We start from the raw sequence: 1,858 nt of genomic DNA, 5'->3' as shown, positions 1-1,858 counted from the left end.
AATCGAGTAGAGGGAAAATAATCTAAATTATTTTCGCCCCTCTCACACCACCGTACATACGGTTCCGTATACGGCGGTTCAATTTATATTACAGTGTGGACTTTTAAATAGTGTTCTAAAGCAGAGGGGAATCCCCTCTGCTTTAATCTTTTGTTTGAGATAGCTCTATGAATAACTTTTGATAGTCCGATGAACCGGTAACCTCTACGACAGAAAGTTAACCCTTTCGCTTCTTCTTTAGGAATCCCTAGTTGAATTAGCGATTTGATTTGTTTCTTCGGTACCTTCCATTGCTTCCAAATGATGACTCTGATTCTGGAGCGAAGCTTCTGGTCTATCTCACCCATCGCTTTTTTCATGTTTGAGACTCTAAAGTAATTAACCCAACCGATTATGACTTGTTTTAGTTTTATTATTCGATAGTCCAGACGAATGCTCCAATTTCGCTTTGTTAACTTTCGAAGCTTCCATTGGAATTTTTGTACGGAGTCAGGGTGAGGTCTTACTTGGTATTTCTTACTTTTACTATCGTAGTAGTAACCAAAACCTAAGAATTTCAAGTCTTTGGGACGAGAGATTTTACTCTTTTCCATGTTGACTATCAGTCCTAATTTCTTTTCTATAAACCGTACAATTGAATCCATCACTCTATTAGCCGCTTTCTCACTCTTCACAAAAATTAGGGCGTCGTCTGCATATCTTACAAATTGGAGTTCTCTACTCTCTAGTTCCTTATCCAATTCGTTCAACATAATATTACTCAGAAGTGGGCTAAGGTTTCCTCCTTGCGGAGTCCCAACTGGTGTGGACTCATATCTTCCATTCACCATCACTCCACTGACGAGATATTTTCTTATTAGAGAGATGACATCTCCATCATCTATTGTATTAGAGATGATTCGCATGAGTTTATCATGGTGGACTGTATCGAAAAACCTTTCAAGATCAATATCCACAACCCAGTTGTGTCCATCATTTAGAAATTCGAGGCTTTTAATAATTGCCATCTCACAACTTCTTTTGGGTCTGAAGCCATAACTAAATTCGCTGAACTGCTTTTCAAATATCGGGCTGAGTATTTGATGAATTGCTTGTTGAACTACCCTATCCACTACTGTTGGTATTCCCAACTTGCGCATCTTGCCATTTCCTTTTGGGATTTCCACTCTTAAGGCAGCTTGTGGTTGGTATTTTCTTGTTCTGATGCGCTGACGCAGCTCGTCTTTGTGCTCTTTCAGATATTGCTTTAATTCATCGACCGTTATTCCGTCGACCCCACTCGCACCTTTGTTTTTATAGACACGAAGGTAGGCTTCATTCATGTTTTGATTACTTAATATTTGTTCTAAAAGTTCCACACTCGTTTCTCCTATCCGTTCACGTAGTAAGTGATTATTCCTTTTTGGTTATCCTCTGAGATACGCTCATACGTTCACCATTAACACATTCGGAACACTTCACTTACGCATTCGTGGTGTCGAAACACTATAAATTGTTCAGCCCTTCATGGAATAATTCCACTACTATGGCTTCTGCTGACTTCTTGCGACAAACCTTTTTCGACTGTACCTAGGGTACATCCGCAAGACCTCCCAGGGTAAGGCAACTATCTTTCCTCTTTTACTCGCCTGATTTACTTTATAAAGTTACGCACATCTTTTGGAATTTAACTTGGTTTGGAGTTTCATCCCTTTATAAAGCCTTAATATCAGATTTCTGTTCGTCGAGCCAAGATTTTATTCCACGCTTCCTCCAGCCCTTACCTCACGATAAATACCTTGCGCTTCCTTAGTGGTTGGTCGATGTGTACCCCCACAGTGGACTTTCACCACCTAGATAGTTGCCATGCCTGGCACAC

Annotated in this window: 1 protein-coding gene; it reads right to left on the bottom strand. The window is 40.2% G+C overall.

Going from position 1 to position 1,858, the window contains the following annotated elements; all coding sequences use genetic code 11:
* Positions 1-83 precede the first annotated feature (83 nt).
* Complete coding sequence (gene ltrA / locus AAV98_RS19715; protein WP_060667205.1) at positions 84-1,358, bottom strand: group II intron reverse transcriptase/maturase; 1,275 nt, start codon at positions 1,356-1,358, stop codon at positions 84-86.
* Positions 1,359-1,858: the final 500 nt, after the last annotated feature.

This window comes from Bacillus sp. CHD6a (genome assembly GCF_001293645.1).
Taxonomy (GTDB): Bacteria; Bacillota; Bacilli; order Bacillales; family Bacillaceae_I; genus Sutcliffiella_A.
The sequence above is the reverse complement of the archived record's forward strand: the minus strand, read 5'-3'. Positions and strand labels throughout refer to the sequence as shown.